Raw genomic sequence first — 20,536 nt, 5'->3', positions numbered from 1 at the left:
GAATGCCTCCTAGACGTTCGGCGCGTAGTGCTCGGGCTTGCCCCGCTCGGACAGCGGGGGAAGGTTCCTGGGTGGAGTTTCGACCAACGGCGCGTCCGCGGCCACCTCCCCGCGCTCGCGGCGCCACCCGGCGCGGGCGCGCGGGTGGTAGCGGCGGTCGTGCGGGACGAGCTTGAAGGCGGCGTTGATGAGCTTCCCGAACCGCCGGTGCCGGCGGGCGTCGCGCTCGGTCCAGCGGAAGCCGAGCAGGTCGCGGACCTCGCGGTCGTACAAGCCGATCGTCAGCCAGACGAAGTTGCGCGCGATCACCCGCTGGACCGGCCGCCACAGCGCGTCCGGCAGCCACGGCAGGAACGGCGGCTTGCCGAGCCCGCGGATGTCCAGGACGTCCCGGGTGGCCTTGTTGTCCTCGAGGACGTCGGTGCACATGTGCTTCCAGTAGCGCTGGAAGTCCTCCCAGCTCTCCGGCACCGGCCGCATGCTCATGTCGTACATCCGCCACCACCGGACGTGCTCGTCGAACAGCTGCCGCTTCCCGGCTTCGCCGATGCCGCCCATGAAGTGGTCGGCGATGAGGATCGTGCTGACGAAGAACGTCGCGTGCGCCCAGTAGAACGTGCCGGGGTCGAGCGCGTGGTAGCGGCGGCCCCGCGTGTCGACCCCCTTGATGCGATCGTGGTAGCCGCGGACCTCGAGGGCGGTCGCGTGGGCGCGCGGGCCGTCGTAGACCACGCCGCCGATCGGGTAGAGCGAGCGGAACAGCCGCTGCCAGCGCTCTTCGAAGAACCGCGAGTGCTGCTCGACGCCCGCGCCGAGGCCCGGGTGCATGTTCTGCATGGATCCGGCCCAGAGGCCGATGAGCAGGCCGCGCCAGTCGCCGAAGTACCTCCACGTCAGCGAGTCGGGACCCAGCGGCTGGGGCGTCATCGGCGGCTCCTCGTCGAGTCCGGAACTGACTACGGCTGTTGTCAGGCTAGGATCTGACAACAGTTGTAGTCAACCGAGGAGTCGCCATGCCGGGCCGCACGTGGGCGGGCACGACGCTGGACGACCGGAAGGCGCTCCGGCGCGGGCAGCTCGTGGCCGCCGGCCTGGAACTGCTGGGCACCGAAGGCTCGGCCGGGACGAGCGTCCGCGCGGTGTGCCGGCACGCGAAGCTGACCGAGCGCTACTTCTACGAAAGCTTCGCCGACCGCGAAGAGCTCGTCGCGGCCGTGTACGAGCACGTCGGCGAAGAGGCGCGGCAGTCCCTCGTCGACGCGGTGCGGGACGCGCCCACGCCCGTCTCGCGGGCCGAGCACGCCGTGCGTGCGTTCGTCGAGCTGATCGTCGACGACCCCCGCAAGGGCCGGGTCCTGCTGCTGGCCCCGCTGACCGACCCCGCGCTGACCCGCCGCGGCCTGCACCTGCTGCCGGTGTTCGCCGCGCTCGTCGGCGAGCAGCTGTCCCACGGCGACGAGACCGAACGGCGGATGGTCGCCGTCGGGCTGGTCGGCGCGCTGAGCAACGTGTTCATCGCCTACCTCGACGGGTCGCTGAAGGTCTCGCGCGAGCGGCTCGTCGCGCACTGCGTGAAACTCGTCCTCGGCGCCGACGGCCACTGACCTCACCTCCGCTGCTGACACTCGCCCTGCCGATCGGGCACACTCAACCCATGCGTACCGCTGGGCGGAACGACGGCGTGAGCGGCGACGGCCTCGTCGCGGCCCGGCTGGCCGCGCTCCTGGAGGCCTTCCGGCCGGGTGACGAGGTCCTCGGCGTCTCGGAGCTGGCCCGCCGGACCGGGCTGGCGAAGACGACCGTGCACCGGCTCGTCGGGCACCTGACCGAGACCGGCCTGCTCGAACGCGAGACCGGCGCGGTGCGGCTCGGCCTGCGCCTGTTCGAGATCGGCCAGCTCGCCTCGCCGCGGCGCGGGCTGGTCGAGGCGGCCCGACCGTACCTGGCCGACCTGCGCGAGGCCACCCGTAATACGGTCCACCTGGCGATCCTCGAAGGCACCGAAGTGGTGTACCTCGACGTGCTGCGCGGTCCGGACGCGCCGACGCTGCCCTCCCGCATCGGCGGCCGGTTCCCGGCGCACGCCACCGGCGTCGGCAAGGCGATCCTGGCGTTCTCGCCGGAATCCGTGGTGAACCAGGTGATCGACGCCGGCCTGCCGCGGATGAGCGCGCGGACGATCACCGCACCCGGGCTGCTCCGCCGTCAGCTCACCCGCGTCCGGGAGGACGGGATCGCGTTGGAGCGCGAGGAATCCGGGGTCGGCGTGGTGTGCGCGGCCAGCCCGCTGCTCGACGCCGGCGGCGTCGCGGTGGCGGCGGTGTCGATCTCCGGCTGGGCCAACCGGATGCGGACCGAACGGGTCGCCCCGGCCGTCCGGACGGTGGCGCTCGCGCTGACCCGGACACTCTCCGGCGACCGGAGATAATCTTGCCGGGCAAGGGATCCCTGCACTCGGCGGGACGGTGAGGACCCGCTACAGTCCGTGCAATGGTCCAGCACCGCCCGGTTTCCGCCGCGCACCGGTTGCTGTCGCTCGACATCGTGCTCGCGCTGCTGGCGCTGGCCGGCGGGCTGCGGGTGCTCTGCCTCGCCGCGCCCTGGCCGGCCCTGCCCGCGGAGGCGGCGACCGTCGCCCACGTCTACGCGCTGGGCAACCTGACTTCGTTCACCGACGCGGGCGGGGCCGGGGCGAGCCCCTTCGGCTGGCTCCAGCTGGCGGCGGCGACGATGGTCTCGGACGCGTTCGGCCGCTCGGCCACGGCGCTGGCCGCAGTCCGCGAAACCGTGCTGCTCGCCGCGCTCGCCGGCGTGGTGCTGTCGTGGTTCCTGGCGCGCCGCCTGGGCCTGAACCGCTGGGCCTCGGCCGCGGCAGTGCTGGTCCTCGCGGCCTCGCCGCTGGCGCTCGGGCTGCAGCGGCTGGTCGTCGTGGAGCACCTGGCGGCCGCGTGGTCGCTGGGGGCGCTGGTCCTGATCACCCGCCGGCGCCCCCGCATCCGCCACGACCTCGCGGCGGCGGTGTGCCTGCTGGCGGCGGTGCTCACCTCGCCGCTGGCGCTGTTCTTCCTGCCCGCGGCGGGCTGGCTGCTGGCGCGCCGGGCACCGGTGCGGGCGGCGCTGGTGGCGGTGGTGCTGAACCTGGGGCTGGGCCTCGCGTTCGGCCCGGCGGCAGGGGTGCTCCGCCCGCACCTGGCCGCGGCGACCCGCCCGTCGGTGACCGACTGGGCGGCCCTGGATCCGGTGTGGGTGGCGCTGTCGGCGGTCGCCTTGGCCGCCGCGCTCGGCGTGCCGGCGATGCGGCCGGTGGCGCTGACGGGCTTGCTGCTCGCGGCGGCGCTGCTGGTGCCGGGCGTGCCGGCGACGGCGGTGCTGGCGCTGCTGGTGCCGGTGACCCCGCTGCTGCTGGCCGGAGCGGCCCAGGCGGCGTTCCGGCGGCGGCGCCTGCCCCGCCACGGCAGCGCAGGCCGGCCGCGCAGCCGCTTCGCCGTTCCGCAACCCTTCCCCGCGCAGGGTCAAGAGGAGGCCGAGACTCCACCGGCCCGCGCCATCCACCCCGCCACTCCGCGCCCCTTCCCCGCGCGACGCCAACAGGAAACCGAAACTCCACCGGCCGACGCCACCCACCCCACGACTCCGCAAACCTTCCCCGCACAACGCCAACAGGAAACCGAGGCTTCACCGGCCGAGCCCGCCTGCACCGCCCACCGCCAGCCCCCCACGCTCCCCCGCGACACACCCCGGCCCGGCCGAACCGCAACCCGGCCCACCCCCGTGCCTTTCCCCGGCCGCGCAACCCGCCGCCTCCGGACCGTGCCCCTCCTCGGCGCCGCCGCCGTTCTCACCGCGTTCAGCCTCAGCTGGAGCGCCGGCTACCCCGCCCTCCGCCCCACCGTCGATCGCGGCGGCCCCCTTTCCGCCGCCCGGGATTGGTTGCACGGCAACGCTTCCGGCTCCCGTCTCCTCGTCGACGACGCCGCCTGGGCCGAACTCGCCGACACCGGCTGGCCGACCGGCCTGCTCGCTCCGCCCGCGAGCTGTTCCGTCGCCTGCCCGCCCGCCGAGTGGGCCGTCTTCGGCAGCGACGAGATCCCCCTCCGGAACCAGTACCCCGCCCTGGACAGCGCCTTCACCGGCGCCGGCCCCACCGCCGTCTTCGGCTCCGGTGACACGGGGGTCACCGTCTGGCGCCTCGGCCTGCCCCCGCCCGATCCCGCCGCGCCGCCGGAAACCCCCGCCCGGGCCCACGCCGGCCAAGCACTGGCGGCCTCGGCCCGGATGACCCTGTCCCCCGAAGCCGCCGGTGTGCTGCGGGACGGGTGCGCCGATCCGCGGCTCATCGCGACCCTCGCCGCGCTCGCCGCCGTCCAGCCCGTCGACGTCGCGTCCTTCCCCGAAATCCCCGGCGAGGACGCCGCCGGGCAGCCGCGCCGCCGGGTGCTGCTCACCGGCGGCGAAGACGGCACCACCGCCTTCTACACCGGCCAGCGCGACCTCTTCCGCCCCGCGTCGGTCGTCCGCACCGCGGGCGGCGTGCTCGTCACCTACCCGCTGTTCGCGCCGCCCGGGCTGCTGCCCCGGACCCGGTAGATTCCGGGGCATGGGGCAGGAACGGCGGGTCGTCATCGCCGCCTACGATCAGGTTCAGATCCTCGACGTCGCCTGCCCGAGCGGTGCGCTCGAGCTGGCGAACTCGCACGGCGCCACGCCGCGGTACCGCGTCGAGCTGGCCACCGTGTCCGGGCAGGGTGCGCGCAGCTCGGCGGGGATCGTGCTCGCCGGGGCCCGGCGGCTCGCCGCGATCACCGGGCCGCTGGACACGCTGATGGTCGTCGGCGGGGCCGGGACGCGCGCGGCCGTCCTCGACGAGCCGCTGCTGGCCCAGATCCGCCGGCTGGCCGGGCGCAGCCGCCGGATCGCGTCGGTGTGCACGGGCACGTTCGTGCTCGCCGCGGCCGGGCTGCTCGACGGGCGGCGGGTCACCACGCACTGGGGCTACGGCGAGCTGCTCGCGGCCGCCTTCCCCGCCGTGACGGTCGATCCGGCCCCGCTGTACCTGCGCGACGGCAACGTCTACACCTCGGCCGGGGTCACCAGCGCGCTCGACCTGACCCTCGCGCTCGTCGAAGCCGACCACGGCCCGACGCTGGCCCGGGAAGTCGCCCGTGAGCTCGTGACCTACCTGCACCGCCCGGCGGACCAGGCGCAGATCAGCATGTTCCTCGCCGCGCCCGCGCCGGGGAACGGGGTCGTGCGGGACCTGCTCGGGTACATCGCCGGCCACCTGGCCGAGGACCTGAGCCCGCCGGCGCTGGCGGCCAGGGCGGGGGTGACGGCGCGGCACCTGACCCGGCTGTTCGCCACCCACGTCGGCACCACCCCGGCCCGCGCGGTCCGTGCCGTGCGCACCGAAGCCGCCGCGTACCTCGTGCGCGGCAGCGAACTGCCGATGGCCGCCGTCGCCCGCCGGTGCGGGTTCGGCTCGGCCGAGACCCTGCGGCAGGCGTTCCTCGACCACTTCGGCGTCACCGGGGACACGCTTCGCAGGATGACGGACATGCCCCGGCCCCCGGGCGCGGCGGCCGTCCAGACTCCGGGGGCATGACCACCACACAGACGACCCGCCGGACGGTGCTCGGCGGGCTGGCCGCGGCCGCCGCGCTGGCGCTCCCGGCCGCCACCGGCACCGCGGCCGCCGCGACCGGCCGTCCCGGCCCGCGGATCGGCATCCTGCTCTACGACGGCTTCAGCCTGCTCGACCCGACCGGTCCGGCGGAACTGCTGTCCCGGCTCCCGGGCGCGACGGTCACCATGATCGGCGAGCACCGCGGCCCGGTGCGCACCGACACCGGCCGCACGGCCGTCTTCGCCGACCGCGCGGTGTCCGAAGTGGACCGGCTCGACGTGCTGCTGGTGCCCGGCGCGGGCAACCGCGGCACGGTCGCCGCGATGAACAACCCGGTGCTGCTCGACTGGATCCGCCGCATCGACCGCCACACGACCTGGACGACGTCGGTGTGCACCGGCGCCCTGGTCCTCGGCTCGGCGGGCCTGCTGCGCGAGCGGGCCACGACCTACTGGGCCGCGGCGCCCTACCTGGAGGCCACCTTCGGCGTCGAGTACGTGCCCGAGCGGTACGTCCGGGTGGGCAAGGTGATCACCGCGGCGGGCGTTTCCGCGGGCATCGACCTGGCGCTGTTCCTGGCGAGCGAGCTCGCCGGCGCCGAGGCCGCCCGGGCGGTCCAGCTGGCCGTGGAGTACGACCCGCAGCCGCCGTTCGACGCGGGCGACGCGGCGACGGCGAGCCCGCAGCTCAAGGAACTGGCGCTGCGGCTGCTCGCCGAATCACAGGTGTAGCGCCCGGCGCCGGCCGGGGCAGCGCCGGGACGCCGGCCAGCAGGCCGCGCCGGGCCAGTTCCGGCCGCACGCCGTCGCCGAACCAGTACGCCTCCTCCAGGTGCGGGTAGCCCGACAGCACGAACTCGCTCACGCCGACGTCGTGGTACTCCTCGATCAGGTCCGCGACCTCTTCGTGGCTGCCGACCAGCGCGGTGCCCGCGCCGCCGCGGACCAGGCCGACGCCCGCCCAGAGGTTCGGGTGGATCTCCAGCCCGCGGACGCCGCCGTCGGTCCGGCCGCCGTGCAGCGCGACCATCCGCTGCTGCCCCACCGACTCGCTCGCGGCCAGCTGGGCCTGGGCCTTCGCGACCTGCTCGGGGCTCAGCGCGTCGAGCAGTTTCTGCGCCTCGGCCCAGGCCTCGGCCGAGGTGTCGCGCGAGATCGTGTGCAGCCGGACGCCGAACCGGATCAGCCGGTCGCCGGCCAGCTCGCGGACCTTACCGATCTTCTCCGCGACCTGCGCGGGCGGCTCGCCCCAGGTCAGGTAGACGTCGGCGTGCCGGGCCGCGACCGGCAGCGCGGCCGGTGACGAGCCGCCGAAGTAGATCGGCGGCACCGGGTCCGGCGCGGCGAGGGTCGTCGCGCCTTCGACCCGCAGGTGCTCGCCGGCGAAGCTGAACGGCTCACCGGACCAGACCCCGCGCACGATCGTCAGGAACTCGTCGGTGCGGGCGTACCGGGCGTCGTGGTCGTGCCAGTCGCCGAAGCGGCGCTGCTCCACCGCGTCGCCGCCGGTGACGATGTTGAGCAGCACGCGGCCGCCGGACAGCCGTTGGAAGGTCCCGGCCATCTGCGCGGCCAGCGTCGGCGAGATGACGCCGGGGCGGAACGCGACCAGGAACTTCAGCCGGGTCGTCTCCCGGATCAGGGCGGCCGTGGTGAGCCACGCGTCCTCGCACCACGTGCCGGTCGGCGTCAGGACTCCTTCGAAGCCCTGGCGCTCGGCCGCGCGAGCGACCTGGGCGAGGTAGTCGAGGTCCGGGTCGCGCTGGGCGGCCGGGCCCGCGGACCGGTTGGCGTGGAAGCGTTCCACGATCGTGCGGCCGTCGCCGCTGGTGGGCAGGAACCAGTGCAGCCTGATGCTCATCCGTTGCTCCTCGCCTGGTCCAGGTCGGGACCGAACCGCCGGTCGACGAAGGCGGCGAAGTCCACCTTGCCCGGCAAAGTCTTCTCGTCGGTGAAGGCGTCCGCGAGCTGCTGTTCGGACGCCACCACGGCGTCGTCCAGCACGATCGGCAGGTCACGGCCCGCCTCGACGGCCTTCTGCGCGACTTCGAGCTTCAGCCCGGTCTCCTTGGCCCACGCCTGCGCCCACTCCTCGCGGTGCGTGTCGGCCCACTTCTGCGCCTTGACCACGCGCACCGCGAAGTCGCGCAGCGCCGAGTTCTTGCCCGGATCGCCGAGCGCGGCGGTGCTCGCGGTGAGGAAGCCCAGGCCGTTGGACGCGCCCCGGCCGTCGGCCAGCACCCGCGCGTGCGCCTCGATCTGCGCCTGCGCGGTGTAGGGGTCCCAGATCGCCCAGGCGTCGATGGTGTGCTGCGTGAACGCCGCGTAGGCCTCCGACGGCTGCAGGAAGCTCAGCTTGACGTCCTTCGTGGACAGTCCGTTGTTGTGCAGCGTGTTCAGCAGCTGCCCGTGCGCCGAGGTGCCCTTGGCGACGCCGATCGTCTTTCCCTTGAGGGAAGCGACGTCGCGCAGCGGCGAGTCCGGCGGGACGAGGACGGCCTCCCGCTCGACGTTGCTGCGCGACACGCTGATCACCTTGATCTTCGCCTTCGCGGCGGCCGCGAAGATCGGCGGCGTGTTGCCGACGCGCCCGGCGTCGATCGCGCCCGCCGAGGCGGCCTCGAGCAGCGGCGGCCCCGACGTGAACGTCGCCCATTCGATCCGGTACGGCGTCCCTTGCAGCAGGCTCGCCGCGGTGAGCAGGGACTTGACGCCGCCCTTCTGGTCGCCCACCTTGAGCGTCACCTTCGCGAGGTCGGCCGCACTGACCGCGGCCGGCACGGCCGCGGGGCCGTCCCCGCTCTCGGTCCCGCACGCGGACACGGCGAGGACCGCCGCGACCGCGATGATTCCCTTACGCCACAGCATCTTCGGTCACTCCCAGGTCGGCCAGCACGCGACGGCGGAGGTTGTCGTGGTCGTCGGCTTCGCGCGGCCGGTGCGCGGCCACGATCCGGCCGCCGTCGAGCACCAGGACGCGGTCGGCGAGCCGCAGGGCTTCGTCGACGTCGTGGGTCACCAGCAGCACGCCCGGCCGGTGCCGCCGCCAGAGGTCCTGCACCAGGCCGTGCATGGAAATCCGGGTCAGCGCGTCGAGGGCGCCGAACGGTTCGTCGAGCAGCAGCAGGTCGGGTTCGCGGACCAGCGCGCGGGCCAGCGACACGCGCTGGGCCTCGCCGCCGGACAGCGTGAGCGGCCAGTCGTCGGCGTGCTCGGCCAGGTGCACTTCGGCCAGCGCTTTCTCGGCCAGCGCGCGGTTGCGGGACTTCGCGACGCCGTCCTGGCGCAGGCCGAGGACGACGTTGCGCCAGACCTTCCGCCACGGCAGCAGTCTCGGCTGCTGGAACGCGACCGAGACGGTGCCGGTGACTTCGGCGCGGCCGTCGACGTCGTCGTCGAGGCCCGCGAGCACCCGCAGCAGCGTCGACTTGCCGGACCCGCTGCGGCCGAGCAGGGCGACGAATTCGCCGCGTCCGACGGTCAGCTCGAGTCCGTCGAGGACGGTCCGGTCGCCGAACCGCTTGGTCAGGCCGCGGACCTCGGCTACCGGGTTCGCCACCGCAGCACCTTCCGTTCGAGCAGCCGGACCAGCGCGTCGGTGACCAGGCCGAGCAGGGCGTACAGGACCAGTCCGACGACCACGACGTCGGTGCGCAGGAATTCGCGGGCGTTGTTGATGAGGTAGCCGACACCGGCGTCGGCGTTGACCGTCTCGCCGACGATCAGCGCGAGCCAGGCGAGGCCGAGCGACTGCCGCAGCCCGACGAGCGCCTGCGGCAGCGCGCCGGGCAGGACGACGTGCCAGAGCCGTTCCGCGCGGCTGAACCCGAGCGCCCGCGAGGCCTCGACCAGCGCCGGGTCGGCGCCGCGGATTCCCGAGTGGACGTTGAGGTAGAGCGGGAACGCCACGCCGAGGGCGACCAGCACGATCTTCGTCTCTTCGCCGATGCCGAACCACAGGATGAACAGCGGGATCAGGCCGAGGAACGGCAGTGTGCGCAGCATCTGCACCGGCGGGTCGACGAGGGCTTCGCCCCAGCGCGACAGCCCGGAGACGATGCCGAGCAGGACGCCGGCGGCGGCGCCGAGCGCGAAACCGGCGCCGACCCGGCCGAGTGAGACGGCGAAGGCGTCACCGAGTTCGCCGCTGCGTGCGGCTTCGAGGCCGGCCTGCACGACCGTCCACGGCGCACTGAGCTTGTCGGGCGGCAGCACGCCGGTGGCGCTGGCGATCTGCCAGGCGGCGAGCAGCACGACCGGGCTGATCCAGCGCCGCAGATCGAGCCGCCTGGCTGTTCGGCGCGGCGGCTCGACGGCGCGTTTCCGGGCGCGGGTGAGCACGCCCGTGGTGGAAATCGACACGGATTTCTCCCGGGGACGGGGACGTTCGGGATGGGTGGTCCCGACCTTCCGGGGAGTGGGAAGCGAAGTCAATCCGCGCCCACTCCGTGAACGCCCCGTGTTTCACCCCGTGGAACTACTTGGCTCAGCCGCCGAACATGACCTTCCATTCGTCGAGCGACCGCGGCCGGTAGACGAAATTGGAGCGCTTGACTTCGGACAGCGCGGCCGACGGCTCGGCCGAGTACTGGTGCCCGGGGTAGACGACCGGATCGCCGGGCAGGCCCGCGAGTGCCTGCAGGCTGCGGTAGATCTCTTCGGCGTCCCCGCCCGGGAAGTCGGTGCGGCCACAGCCTTCCAGGAAGAGCGTGTCGCCGGAGACGAGCTTGTCCTCGACGAGGAAGCACTGGCTGCCCGGCGTGTGCCCGGGCGTGTGCAGCAGCCGGATCGGGATGGCCCCGACCTCGAGGACGTCGTCGTGGTCGTGGGCGCGCAGGTCGGTGCCGGAGACACCGGTGACCCGCTTGACCCATTCGGTCTCGGCGCCGTTGACGTGGATCGGCACCTGTTCGACGGCGAGGAGCTCGGCGATGCCGGGCAGCGAGAAGCCGAGCATCTCCCCGCCGACGTGGTCGGGGTGGTGGTGGGTGGCCAGAACGCCGGTGAGCCGCATCCCGTCCTGCGCGAGGACGTCGAGCAGATCCCGCACGGCGTAGGCCGGGTCGACGATGACGGCGTCGCCGGTCTCGCGGTCGCCGATCAGGTAGGCGAAGTTCACCATCTGCGTCGCGACGGGATCCCCGACGGCGAAGTCACGCCCGGCGAGCAGCTGCCGGAAGTAGAGCCGATCAGTCATGCCGGACACCCTACGGTCCGCTCGGCCCCGGCGCGGCGGCCCGGGTGAGGGCGGCCAGGACGGCGGCGACCGCGGGCGGGTCCGGTGGGTCGCCGTAGGTGGCCGCTTGGATGCGGCGGTGGGCGCCGGGGAGCTCGGTCGCGTGGATGCCGGGGTGGCGATGGGCTTCCAGCGCGAGCCCGGGCAGGGTCGCGACCCCCAGGCCGGCCGCGACCAGGGACTGCACGACGACCATGTCGTCGCTGAACGAGCCGAGGCGCGGGCGGAAACCCGCCTCGGCGCAGATGGCAGTGAGCTCCTCGCGGCACCGGGGGCAGCCGCCGATCCAGGCCGAGTCGCGGTGGTCGGCCAGGACGGCGCCCGGCTGCCGGCTGATCAGGTGGATCGGGTCGTCGGCGAGGTGGCGGAACCGGAAGCCGTCACCCTCGAGCGGGGCGCCGGCGTGCTGGAACACGAGCGCGACGTCGAGTTCGCCGCGGCGCAGCATGTCCAGCGCTTCGACGGGATGCCGGTCGACCAGGCTCAGCTCGAGTGCCGGGTGCGCCTGGGCCAGCGACGCCGCCGCTTTCGGCACGAGGGTGCTCAGCGCGGAGGCGTTGGCGCCCAGCCGGACGCGCCCGGCCCGCAGGCCGACCTGCGCGGCCAGCTCTTCGGCCGCCGCGTCCACGCGGCCGGCGATTTCGGCGGCGCGGTCCGCCAGCAGGCGGCCTTCCGGCGTCAGGCGGATCCCGCGGCCGGCCCGCTGCACGAGCCGGGCGCCGGTGGCCGCTTCCAGGCGGGCCAGGTGGTGGCTCACCGACGGCTGTGAGTAGTGGAGTTCCCGCGCCGCCTCGGTCACCGACCCGTGCCGCGCGACCGCCGCCAGGACCTTGAGCTGGACCAGGTTCAGCATTCATCGAGAATATCAATGGGTTGTCGGCTCGGTTGGCATTGGACGTCATGTCTTGTCCGGTCCATCCTGGACCTCGCAACAGCCGACGAGGAGGAGACGACCATGACCGGCACGGTGACCTGCGACCTCACGATCACCCTCGACGGGTACGCAGCCGGGCACCACCAGACCGAACAGCGCCCGTTCGGCGACGACGGCGGTGACGGCTGGGGCGACAAGCTGCACGCCTGGTACGGCGAAGGCCGCGACCAACACCCCGCCGAGTTCGACCGGATGATGACGGCCAAGGCGTTCATCATGGGGCGCAACATGTTCGGCCCGGTGCGCGGCGAGTGGGACCGGCCGTGGACGGGCTGGTGGGGCGACAATCCGCCGTACCACGGGCCGGTCTTCGTGCTCACCCACCACCCGCGCGAGCCGCAGCCGATGGCGGGCGGCACCACGTTCCACTTCGTCACCGACGGCATCGAGGCCGCGATGGCCCGCGCCCGCGAGGCGGCGGGCGACGGCGGGATCTCCGTCCACGGCGGCCCGAGCACCGTCAACCAGTACCTCGCCGCCGGCTTGATCGACGAGGTGCGGCTGCACGTGGCGCCGTACACGCTCGGCGGCGGCGTCCGGCTGTTCGACGGTGTCCCGCCGGTGGACCTCGAGCAGATCGACGCGCGGGCCACGGCTTCGGTCACGCACCTGCGGTACCGCGTGGTCCGGTGAGCCCGGCCCAGTGGTGGACGCTCCCCCGGTGCAGGGCGGCATAGGCCCGGTCCCGCAGGACGTTCGCCTCGTGATCGGACAGCGTCCGGTCCAGGGGCCGGAGGACCAGGCGGACGAGCAGGTTCTTCTGGTCCGGCGTCGCTCCGAGCCGGGCCCGGGCCTGCGCCGGCAGCCGGGCGTACGGCGTCTCCTGCAGGATTTCGACCGACTCGACGACGTCTTCGCCCAGGGCCTCCCGGACCCGGTCGCCGAGGTCCTCGGCCCGGTCGTCGGCGTCGACGGCGATCGAGAGGTCGCGCCGGACCGGCGGCAGGGCGGAGACCGGCCGGTAGGGCGCGAGGTCGGTCAGCTGGGCGGCGACGGCCGGCTCGGTGGAGCGCAGCAGCCGGATGTCGGGGATGCCCTTGCGCAGCATGACCATCCGGTCGAGGCCCATGCCGAGCGCCAGGCCGGACCAGCCGTTCCCGAGTCCGGCCCGCGCGAGGACGGCCGGGGAGGCGAGCCCGCACTCGGCGACCTCGACCCAGCGCCCGTCGTGCCGGACGTCGAGCTGCGCACCGTCCACAGTGTACGGATGGCGGCGCGGTTCGAGCCGCCATTCCCGGTTCGGCACGAGGGCGGCGACCATGTCCTCGAGGTCGGCGCGGGTGACGGTCCCGCGGACGATCCGCCAGAGGTCGAGCTGGTGCGGGGTGCCGCTGTGCAGCCGGTCGATGCTGTCGCGGCGGTAGACGAGGCCGGGACAGACGAGCAGCACGTCGTCGGCGGGGTTCGCGGCGAGCGCGCGCAGGGCCGCGGGGATCATCGCGGTGGAGTGGCTGCGCAGGACGTGCCCGGCGTCGACGTACCGGGTGTAGCGGGCGTCGCGCGTGACGTCGGCGGGGTCGTAGCCGAGGTGGTCGTAGTTGTCGGCGACGGTGACGACGCGCTCGCCGGGGTGCCGCCGGACCGCACACGACCACAGGCCGGCGAGGGCTTCGACGGCTTGGTCGACGACGAGCTGGACGGCGTGCGGCCCGGCGGCGGGATCGGTGAGATCGCGGACGGCGAGGTCGCGGGCGAGCTGGGCGGGGGTGAGGGTGGCGGGCATGGCGGAACCTCCGGGCGGGGGTGGGTTTCGGGGCGGTTCCCCCCTGGCCCGGGCGTCCGGTGAGGTTCAGGCGGTGTCGACTGTGGACATGACACCGGAACCCCGCTGGCTGGGAAGGGCCAGGGGGCCGGTAAATCGGCGGGCTTCCGCGACGACGGCCACGGATCCAGGGTAACGGCGCTTGTCATCCGGTTTTCCGGCCTTCCCGGGCACGGCTCTCTCGGAGGTCGCCGCAGCGGGCCCTGGCTGCCGGGCTGGCCGTCGGAGGGTGCGGCCGATGCCGTGAATGACTCATTCCTGGCGTCGGAGGTAAGGAATGAGTCATTCACGACATCGCAACCGCCCGCCACCGCATCGCAAAGCCGCCCCAACCCGTGGCTACCCACCCGGCCACCGGAAGGCGCGGCCGATGCCGTGAATGACTCATTCCTGGCGTCGGAGGTAAGGAATGAGTCATTCACGACATCGCAACCGCCCGCCACCGCACCGCAAAGCCGCCCAAGCCGTGGCTGCCAGCCACCGCATCGGGCCGATGCCGAAAACCCGACTGCGCGGACCTTTCCCTTCCCCCTCCCCCTTGCCCACCCGCCGCCACCACCTCACCGTCGCGTTACTCGCCCACCTCCCCGTCGGCCAGCTCGCGCAGCACGTCCAGGTGTCCGACGTGCCGCGCCGTCTCCTGGACCACGTGGGTGACCACCCAGCGGACGGTGAACTCGGACCGCCGGCGGGTGCGGTCGTCGGGGCTCAGTCCGCGCAGGGCCTTGTCGACCCGGGCCCACTCCGCCTTGTACGCCGCCACCACCGAGGCCGGGGTGTCGTGCGGCGCGATGTCCCAGCTCGGGTCCGGGGTGCCCGCCCACAGCGACGGCAGGTCCGCGCCGCCCGCCTCGATCGACAGCCACCAGCGCTCCACCGCCGTGAGGTGCTTCACCACCCCCAGCGCGCTCATCCGCGGCGAAGCCGGCAGCGGTGTCGCCACCGCCTGCGCGATCGTCAGCCCCGCCAGCTTGTTGACCGCCGTCGCGCGCAGGAACTGCAGGAAATCCAGGAGGAGACGCAGCTCGTCGGACGCCAGGGGCGCGGGCCACTGGCGGTGCGTCTTCGAACTCGTGTTCGACATGCCCGGTACCGTACCCCGCGGGTCCGACAAAATAGAGTGACCGGCATGTGGTGGGGACTGCTCTGCGCCCTGGGCGCGGCCTGCGCGTACGGGGTGGCTTCGGTGATGCAGTCGGTCGCCGCGCGGGCCACGGACACCGGTGCGGCGGGCGTCGACCCGAAGCTGCTGGTCCGCGTGCTCGGCCAGGGGAAGTTCGTGCTCGGGCTGGCGCTGGACGTCCTCGGGTTCGTCGCGCAGATCGCGGCCCTGCACGTGCTGCCCCTGTTCGTCGTCCAGGCCGCGCTCGCCGCCAGCCTCGCCGTGACCGCCGTCTGCGCACGGTTCCTCGGTGTGCGGCTCGGCCGGCGGGAGTGGGCCGCGGTCGGGGTCGTCTGCGCCGGGCTCGCGCTGCTCGGCGCCGCCGCCGAAAGCGAGGGCTCCGATCCCGTCGGGCTCGGCTTCCGACTCGGCCTGATCGGCGCGGTCGCCGTCCTCGCCGTGGCCGGGATCGCCGCCGGCAAGGCGAGCCGCCGGATCCGGACGCCGGCGCTCGGGCTCGTCGCCGGGCTGTGCTTCGGCGTCGTCGCCATCGCCGGGCGGATCATCCCCAGCCTCGCGCCGCTCGACCTGCTCACCGACCCGGCGACCTACACCGTCGCGGTCGCGGGCGGGATGGCGATGCTGTTCTACGCGACGGCGTTGCAGCGCGGGAGCGTCACCACCGCGACCGCGATGATGGTCCTCGGCGAGACGGTGTTCCCTTCACTGATCGGTGTGCTGGTCCTCGGCGACCGCACCCGGCCCGGCTTCGCGCTCGTCGCCCTCGCCGGATTCGTCCTCGCCGTGGTGGCCGCGCTCGCGCTGGCGCGGTTCGGCGAACCGGCGACCGACCCGAAGCCGACCGTGTTCCCCTGACTCCTTTACTTAGACTAGCCTTACCTTCCTCAGCTCTGGAGAGGGAGGCGCGGGTGAGCACCACGGGACGGCAGGTCCTCCGCCGGTCGATCGCCGGGCAACGACGACCGGTGGCGCTCGCCGCCTTGCTGGCCGCGAGCCACCAAGGCGGCGAAGCGCTGGTCCCGGTGGTGATCGGCGTGGTCATCGACCAGGCCGTCGCCGGCGGCTCGGTGGGCACGCTCGTGGTCTGGCTGGCGGTGCTGGGCGTGCTCTTCGCCGCGCTGTCGAACAGCTACCGCCTCGGCGCCCGCTTCGGCGAGCGCGCCGCCGAACGCGCGGCCCACGGCCTGCGCATCGACATCGCCCGCCGGGTCCTGGATCCCGGCGGCGTCGCCGACTCCGGCACGCTCGCCGGCGAGCTGGTGAGCATCGGGACGTCCGACGCCAAGCGCGTCGGCATCGTCAACAGCGTCCTCCCCTTCGGCGTCGCCGGCCTGGCCGGGCTGCTGGTCAGCGCCGTGGCGCTGCTCACCATGTCACTGCCGCTCGGGTTGCTCGTGCTGCTCGGCACGCCGCCGATGCTCTACCTGGCGCACTTGATCGGGAAGCCCCTCGAGCGCCGCAGCGAGGCCGAGCAGGAGCGGTCGGCGTTCGCTTCCGGGGTCGCCACCGATCTCGTCGCCGGGCTGCGCGTGCTGAAGGGCGTCGGCGCCGAACGCGCCGCCGTCGACCGCTACCGGCGCACCAGCCAGGACTCGCTGCGGGCGACGCTGCGCGCGGCCCGCGCCCAGGCCTGGCACAACGGCGCGCTGCTCGCGCTCACCGGCGTCTTCATCGCCCTGGTCGCGCTGGTCGGCGGCGACCTCGCCGCGGCGGGCGAAATCAGCGTCGGTGACCTGGTCGCCGCGGTCGGCCTCGCGCAGTACCTGATCACGCCGTTCACGCTCTTCTCGTGGGTCAACGGCGAGCTCGCGCAGGGCCGGGCGTCGGCCGGGCGCATCGCCGACGTGCTGAACGCCGCCCCGGCCGTCGGCACCGGGGACGCGATGCTGCCGGTTCCGGTCGCCGGGCACGTCAAGCTGTCCGCGCTCAGCCGCGGCGTCCTGCGTGACGTCGCGTTCGAAGCACGGCCGGGTGAGCTGCTCGGCGTGGTGGCCACCGATCCGGCCGCGGCGACGGACCTGCTCGACTGCCTGGGCCGCGCCGCCGATCCGGCGAGCGGCACCGTGTCGGTCGACTCGGTCGATCTGTCCACTGTGGATCCGCGGCACGTCCGCGAAGTGGTGCTGGTCGCCGCGCACGACGCCGACCTGTTCGCCGGGACGGTGGCCGAGAACGTGGCCACCGGGCCGAAGACGGCCGAGGCGCTGACCGCGGCCGCCGTCGACGAGGTGGCGAGCGCGCTACCCGACGGTGTCGCGACCCCGGTCAGCGAACGCGGCCGGTCGCTGTCGGGCGGGCAGCGGCAGCGGGTCGCACTCGCCCGGGCGCTCGCCGCCGACGCGCCGGTGCTGGTGCTGCACGACCCGACGACCGCCGTCGACACGGTCACCGAGGCCCGGATCGCCGCGGGGCTCGCCGCACTGCGGCGCGGCCGCACCACGATCCTCGTCACCACCAGCCCGGCGCTGCTGGCGGCCACCGACCGCGTCGTCCTCCTCGACGACGGGCGCGTCGCGGGCGAGGGCAGTCACGCCGAGCTGGCCGGCCGTCCCGACTACCGAGCGGCGGTGCTGTCATGACCCGCGAACTGCTCCCCGTGGCCGGCGGCCGCCGGATCCGCGCCGTCGTCGGCGAGCTCGTCGGCCGGGCGAAAGGCCGCGCCGCGGCCGCGTTCACCGCGCTCGTCGCGGCCACCGCGATCGGCCTGCTGACCGCGCCCCTGCTCGGCCGGGTCGTCGACCTGGTCGCCACCCGCCGCCCGGCGGCCGAGCTGGTCACGCCGATCGTGGGCCTCGTGCTCGTCGCGGTGGCGCAGGCGGTGGCGACGGCGATCGGCGTGTCGCTGGTCGCGCGCCTGGGCGAGACGATCCTGGCCGAGCTGCGCGAGCGCTTCATCGAACGCGCGCTCGGGCTGCCGCTCGAACAGCTGGAACGCGCCGGGTCCGGCGACCTCACCGCCCGCGTGACGAACGATGTCTCGGTGGTCGCCGAGGGCGTCCGGCAGGCGCTGCCCGAGCTGGGGCGCTCGGTGCTGACGGTGGTGCTGACGTTCGGCGCGCTGGCCGTGCTGGACTGGCGGTTCCTGCTGGCCGCTCTGCTGGCCGTGCCGATCCAGCTGTGGACCGTGCGCTGGTACGTGCCGCGCGCCAAGCCGTTGTACGCCGCCCAGCGAGAGGCGGTCGGGGCGCAACAGCAGCAGCTGCTCGACACCATCGGCGGCGCGAAGACGGTCCGGGCGTTCGGGCTCTCGGGCCCCCACCTGGAGCGGGTGCGGCAGCGGTCCGACGCGGCCGTTTCGCTGGCGCTGCAGGGCATCCGCCTGGTGACGCGGTTCTACTCGCGGCTCAACGCGGCGGAGTTCGTCGGGCTGGCGGCGATGCTGGCGCTCGGGTTCGTGCTGGTGGGCGCGGACGCGGTGACGGTCGGCGTCGCGACGGCGGCGGCGCTGTACTTCCACAGCCTGTTCGGGCCGATCATGACGGCGCTGGCGCTGGTCGACGACGCGCAGGCGGCCGCGGCCAGCCTCGCGCGGCTGATCGGTGTCGCCGACCTGCCGGCCGAAGCGTCGCCTTCGCAGCCGTCACGGCCGGCGGACGCGTCGGTGAAGACGGCCGGACTCGGGTACTCCTATGTGGACGGTCACCCGGTGCTGCGCGACGTCGACCTGGGGGTCGCCCCCGGCGAACGGGTGGCACTGGTCGGCGCAAGCGGGGCCGGGAAGACGACGCTGGCCAAGCTGATCGCCGGCATCCACCGGCCGGACGCGGGATCGGTCACGCTCGGCGGCGTGCCGTTGGAGGAGCTGGGGCCCGAAGCCGTCCGCCGGACGGTGGGGCTGATCAGCCAGGAGGTCCACGTCTTCGCGGGGCCGCTGGCCGAGGACCTGCGGCTCGCCCGCCCGTCGGCGACCGACGCCGAACTGCGGGCGGCGCTGGCCAAGGTGGGGGCGTTGACGTGGGTTTCGTCGCTGCCCGACGGGCTGGCGACGGTCGTCGGCGAAGGCGGTCACCAGCTGACGGTGACGCAGGCGCAGCAGCTGGCCCTGGTCCGGCTGGTGCTGGCCGACCCGCCGATCGCGATCCTCGACGAGGCCACGGCGGAAGCGGGCAGCGCGGGCTCGAAGGTCCTGGAAGCGGCGGCCGCGGCGGCCCTCGAAGGACGAACGGCCCTGGTGGTGGCCCACCGCTTGACGCAGGCCGCGGCGTCCGACCGGATCGTGGTCCTCGACGCGGGCGCGGTGGTGGAGTCCGGCACCCACGACGAGCTGGTCGCCGCCGGTGGCCGGTACTCGAAGCTCTGGGAGGCGTGGTCCGGCCAGCGCGCCTGATACCCCTCCAGTCACGCCTGATGCCCCTCTGATCACACGAGATGCCCCTCCGATCACACGAACCGACCCTCCGGGTACGCGAGTCGTCCGGCCAGGTACACGAAAGTCGGGTGATCCGGCCCGGAACTCGCGTGATTGAGGGGGCAACTCACGTGACTGGAGGGGCTTCTCGCGTGATTGGGGAGGCATCACGCGTGGCGGGAAAGACGACACGCCGGGAGCCGCTTGGCTTCCGGCGTGCCGTGCGGGAAAAAGGTCAGGCGTCCATGGCGTCGGCCAGGGACTTCGGGCGCATGTCCGTCCAGTTCGCTTCCACGTGGTCCAGGCACTCCTGGCGGGACGACGGGCCGAAGGCGACCGTCCAGCCGGCCGGGACGTCCGCGAACTCCGGCCACAGGCTGTGCTGGTTCTCGGCGTTCACCAGCACCAGGTACGTCGCGGACGGGTCTTCGAACGGGTTGGTCACGGCGGGCCTCCTCAGGCGGTGATGTCCGTGCGGGCACCCTTCACCAGCGCGGTCAGCTTCTGGATAACCGGCGTGGCGAGCAGGTGGTTGAACCGCGGCTCGGCCGACCAGTCGCCCAGCTGGTTCGCCTTGACCGCGGGCAGCTGGTTCCAGGTCGGGAACTGCGTCATCTGGGCCCGCGGCAGCGCGTACGAACGCGAGTCGGTCAGGATCAGGTCGGCCGGGTACTTGCCCGCCTGCTCCCAGGACAGCTGCTCCCAGTAGTCCTCGCTGCCGCCGCCGGAGACGATGTCCAGGCCGAGCTCGCGGTAGTACGCGAGATCCGCGAAGAAGTCCGGCTTCGCGATGTAGAGGCCGTCCTTGTCGCCGTACAACACGAGGACCTTGAGACCGGCCTTCTCCTTCGCCGCCGCGCGCAGGTCCTCGGACGCCTTCTCGAAGTCCGCCTTGGCCTGCTTCATGGTCGCCGAGTTCGCGTCGCCGCCCAGGGCGACGGCCAGCTGCGAGTACCGCTCGATCACCTTGGGCAGCGTGACCTTGTACTCCGAAAGCGCGACGATCGGCGCGACCTGCTGCACCTTGGGGCCGAGGTCGTCGGTGAGCACCCACATGTCCGTCGGCTTGGTGCCGGTCAGGCCGGTGACGACCAGGTCCGGCTTGAGCGCGGCGAACTTCTCCATGCTGAAGTCGTCCCAGGCGTTGCCGATGGAGGTGACCGCGTTCAGGTCGATGTTGCCGGCCTGGATTTCCTTGCCGCCGTCGGCGGTCTTCTGCGGGCCGAACACGCCGACCGGGCGGACGCCGTAGTCCCAGAGCGCCGCGGCCGAGCTGGCGTAGGCCACCACCCGCGCCGGACGCTGGTCGCGCGAGGCCTTCTGACCGCGGTCGTCGGTGAACTCCCACGGGCCGCCCGCGGCACCGCTCGACGGCTTGTCACCGCTGCCGCAGGCGGTGAGGGCCGCGGCGGCGGCGAGGCCACCCGCCCCGATCAGGAATCCACGCCGGCTGAGCCCGGCGGCTGGGAACACGGACATGAGCACCTCTCGCAGGGGTTTAACTTAGGCAC

The 20,536-nt window shown here is 73.7% G+C and carries 20 protein-coding genes; 9 read left to right on the top strand and 11 right to left on the bottom strand.

All coding sequences use genetic code 11. The features are described 5' to 3' along the window. Positions 1-9 precede the first annotated feature (9 nt). Positions 10-927, bottom strand: a complete 918-nt coding sequence (locus tag ACFPLC_RS35355) for an oxygenase MpaB family protein (protein WP_378204971.1) — start codon at positions 925-927, stop codon at positions 10-12. An 86-nt stretch (positions 928-1,013) separates the two neighbouring features. Between ACFPLC_RS35355 and ACFPLC_RS35350 the strand changes: the two genes are divergently transcribed. The 5 genes from ACFPLC_RS35350 to ACFPLC_RS35330 all read left to right on the top strand — a co-directional run bounded on the left by ACFPLC_RS35350 (position 1,014) and on the right by ACFPLC_RS35330 (position 6,354). Continuing rightward, positions 1,014-1,604 carry a TetR/AcrR family transcriptional regulator gene (locus tag ACFPLC_RS35350; protein WP_378204968.1) on the top strand — a complete coding sequence of 197 codons (591 nt, stop codon included), beginning with the start codon at positions 1,014-1,016 and terminating at the stop codon, positions 1,602-1,604. 50 nt (positions 1,605-1,654) lie between these two features. Further along, complete coding sequence (locus ACFPLC_RS35345; protein ID WP_378204965.1) at positions 1,655-2,428, top strand: IclR family transcriptional regulator; 774 nt, start codon at positions 1,655-1,657, stop codon at positions 2,426-2,428. 62 nt (positions 2,429-2,490) lie between these two features. Beyond that, on the top strand, positions 2,491-4,587 hold the full coding sequence (locus tag ACFPLC_RS35340; protein WP_378204962.1) for a glycosyl transferase: 2,097 nt from the start codon (positions 2,491-2,493) through the stop codon (positions 4,585-4,587). Positions 4,588-4,597: 10 nt separating this feature from the next. Then, positions 4,598-5,602, top strand: coding sequence for a GlxA family transcriptional regulator (locus ACFPLC_RS35335; RefSeq protein ID WP_378204959.1), 1,005 nt, complete (start codon positions 4,598-4,600; stop codon positions 5,600-5,602). Then, a complete protein-coding gene (locus ACFPLC_RS35330) occupies positions 5,599-6,354 on the top strand; it encodes a DJ-1/PfpI family protein (RefSeq protein WP_378204956.1) in 756 nt (251 codons plus the stop codon). The genes ACFPLC_RS35335 and ACFPLC_RS35330 overlap by 4 nt, the downstream gene beginning before the upstream one ends. Here the strand turns inward: ACFPLC_RS35330 and ACFPLC_RS35325 are convergent. The 6 genes from ACFPLC_RS35325 to ACFPLC_RS35300 form a co-directional block, all read right to left on the bottom strand. Beyond that, positions 6,311-7,483 (bottom strand): LLM class flavin-dependent oxidoreductase, encoded by a 1,173-nt coding sequence (locus ACFPLC_RS35325; RefSeq protein ID WP_378204953.1) that lies wholly within the window; start codon positions 7,481-7,483, stop codon positions 6,311-6,313. The two genes, ACFPLC_RS35330 and ACFPLC_RS35325, sit on opposite strands and share 44 nt — an antisense overlap. After that, positions 7,480-8,490 (bottom strand): ABC transporter substrate-binding protein, encoded by a 1,011-nt coding sequence (locus ACFPLC_RS35320; RefSeq protein ID WP_378204951.1) that lies wholly within the window; start codon positions 8,488-8,490, stop codon positions 7,480-7,482. The genes ACFPLC_RS35325 and ACFPLC_RS35320 overlap by 4 nt, the downstream gene beginning before the upstream one ends. After that, positions 8,477-9,181 (bottom strand): ABC transporter ATP-binding protein, encoded by a 705-nt coding sequence (locus ACFPLC_RS35315; RefSeq protein ID WP_378204949.1) that lies wholly within the window; start codon positions 9,179-9,181, stop codon positions 8,477-8,479. Before ACFPLC_RS35315 ends, ACFPLC_RS35320 begins: the two co-directional genes overlap by 14 nt. Further along, positions 9,166-9,984 (bottom strand): ABC transporter permease, encoded by an 819-nt coding sequence (locus ACFPLC_RS35310; RefSeq protein WP_378204946.1) that lies wholly within the window; start codon positions 9,982-9,984, stop codon positions 9,166-9,168. Before ACFPLC_RS35310 ends, ACFPLC_RS35315 begins: the two co-directional genes overlap by 16 nt. Positions 9,985-10,108: 124 nt before the next feature. After that, entirely contained in the window at positions 10,109-10,819 is a 711-nt protein-coding gene (locus ACFPLC_RS35305) for an MBL fold metallo-hydrolase (RefSeq protein ID WP_191306313.1), read from the bottom strand. A gap of 10 nt (positions 10,820-10,829) precedes the next feature. Further along, positions 10,830-11,711, bottom strand: a complete 882-nt coding sequence (locus ACFPLC_RS35300; RefSeq protein WP_378204943.1) for a LysR family transcriptional regulator — start codon at positions 11,709-11,711, stop codon at positions 10,830-10,832. Between the two features lie 102 nt (positions 11,712-11,813). On the opposite strand from ACFPLC_RS35300, the gene ACFPLC_RS35295 reads away from it, so the two are divergent. Next, entirely contained in the window at positions 11,814-12,425 is a 612-nt protein-coding gene (locus ACFPLC_RS35295) for a dihydrofolate reductase family protein (protein ID WP_378204940.1), read from the top strand. On the opposite strand, the gene srmL is transcribed toward ACFPLC_RS35295, so the two are convergent. After that, entirely contained in the window at positions 12,394-13,515 is a 1,122-nt protein-coding gene (gene srmL, locus ACFPLC_RS35290) for a PheS-related mystery ligase SrmL (RefSeq protein ID WP_378204938.1), read from the bottom strand. The two genes, ACFPLC_RS35295 and srmL, sit on opposite strands and share 32 nt — an antisense overlap. 610 nt (positions 13,516-14,125) lie before the next feature. Beyond that, complete coding sequence (locus tag ACFPLC_RS35285) at positions 14,126-14,638, bottom strand: DinB family protein (protein ID WP_378204935.1); 513 nt, start codon at positions 14,636-14,638, stop codon at positions 14,126-14,128. 45 nt (positions 14,639-14,683) lie between these two features. Between ACFPLC_RS35285 and ACFPLC_RS35280 the strand changes: the two genes are divergently transcribed. The 3 genes from ACFPLC_RS35280 to ACFPLC_RS35270 are packed head-to-tail and all read left to right on the top strand — an operon-like array spanning position 14,684 to position 19,004. After that, on the top strand, positions 14,684-15,532 hold the full coding sequence (locus ACFPLC_RS35280) for a DMT family protein (RefSeq protein ID WP_378204932.1): 849 nt from the start codon (positions 14,684-14,686) through the stop codon (positions 15,530-15,532). Positions 15,533-15,585: 53 nt separating this feature from the next. Beyond that, positions 15,586-17,256: an ABC transporter ATP-binding protein gene (locus ACFPLC_RS35275; protein ID WP_378204929.1), complete on the top strand. Its 1,671-nt coding sequence runs from the start codon at positions 15,586-15,588 to the stop codon at positions 17,254-17,256. Beyond that, positions 17,253-19,004: an ABC transporter ATP-binding protein gene (locus tag ACFPLC_RS35270; RefSeq protein ID WP_378204926.1), complete on the top strand. Its 1,752-nt coding sequence runs from the start codon at positions 17,253-17,255 to the stop codon at positions 19,002-19,004. Before ACFPLC_RS35275 ends, ACFPLC_RS35270 begins: the two co-directional genes overlap by 4 nt. A gap of 256 nt (positions 19,005-19,260) precedes the next feature. On the opposite strand, the gene ACFPLC_RS35265 is transcribed toward ACFPLC_RS35270, so the two are convergent. Then, positions 19,261-19,470 carry an MbtH family protein gene (locus tag ACFPLC_RS35265; RefSeq protein WP_191306322.1) on the bottom strand — a complete coding sequence of 70 codons (210 nt, stop codon included), beginning with the start codon at positions 19,468-19,470 and terminating at the stop codon, positions 19,261-19,263. An 11-nt stretch (positions 19,471-19,481) separates the two neighbouring features. After that, entirely contained in the window at positions 19,482-20,504 is a 1,023-nt protein-coding gene (locus ACFPLC_RS35260; protein WP_378204923.1) for an ABC transporter substrate-binding protein, read from the bottom strand. Positions 20,505-20,536: the final 32 nt, after the last annotated feature.

This window comes from Amycolatopsis plumensis (assembly GCF_042652605.1).
GTDB lineage: Bacteria > Actinomycetota > Actinomycetes > Mycobacteriales > Pseudonocardiaceae > Amycolatopsis > Amycolatopsis plumensis.
This window is presented reverse-complemented; position numbering and strand designations above follow the sequence as displayed.